The organism is Rhodococcus sp. IEGM 1351, from assembly GCF_030056875.1.
GTDB lineage: Bacteria > Actinomycetota > Actinomycetes > Mycobacteriales > Mycobacteriaceae > Rhodococcus_F > Rhodococcus_F opacus.
The window spans coordinates 1-702 of the sequence record NZ_JASHKU010000097.1 but is presented as its reverse complement, the minus strand read 5'-3'; the positions used below and the strand labels follow the sequence as shown (position 1 = coordinate 702).

At 67.0% G+C, this 702-nt stretch carries 1 protein-coding gene; it reads left to right on the top strand.

The features are described from left to right. Positions 1-702 (top strand): integrase catalytic domain-containing protein (locus QM806_RS40925; protein ID WP_283295048.1); only part of this gene is annotated, 702 nt, incomplete at both ends.

Here is a 702-nt window from a genome sequence, read left to right as displayed (position 1 = left end):
GCAATCATGCCCGTAAGGCACTCGCCCAGGCGTGCACACCGCGGATCGTCAGGCCGCGCGTCCCGCGACCACCGACATACGGTCCGAACGTCATTGCCGCGCTGGTCTTCTGCTGGGCGGTGTTGGGGATGCCTGCCGGGAAGCGGCTGGCCCCGATCCTGGGCGAGCTGGTGCCGCGGTTGCGCCACTTCGGTGAGTTGGACATCGACGACGACACCGCCGCGTTGCTGGTGTCGATGTCGGCGGCCACCATCGACCGGCGCCTGGCCCCGGAACGCCGCAAGCACGAGCTGAGGGGCCGCAGCCACACCAAGCCTGGGTCGCTGCTCAAGTCGCAGATCCCGATCCGTACCTGGGCGGACTGGGACGACGCGAAACCGGGGTTCGTCGAGATCGACCTGGTCGGCCACGAGGGCGGCAACGCCGCAGGTGAGCACGCCTACACGCTGACCGTGACCGACATCGCCACCGGCTGGACCGAGAACCGCAGCGTGCGCAACAAGGCCCGCAAATGGGTGATCGCCGCCCTGGACGAGATCGCGAAGATCATGCCGTTCCCGATCCGGGGCGTGGACAGCGACAACGGCAGTGAGTTCATCAATCATCACCTCCTGGCGTGGTGCGAAAAACGCAAAATCACCTTCACCCGGTCGCGGCCCGGCAACTCCAACGACGGCTGCCACGTGGAGCAGAAGAACTGGG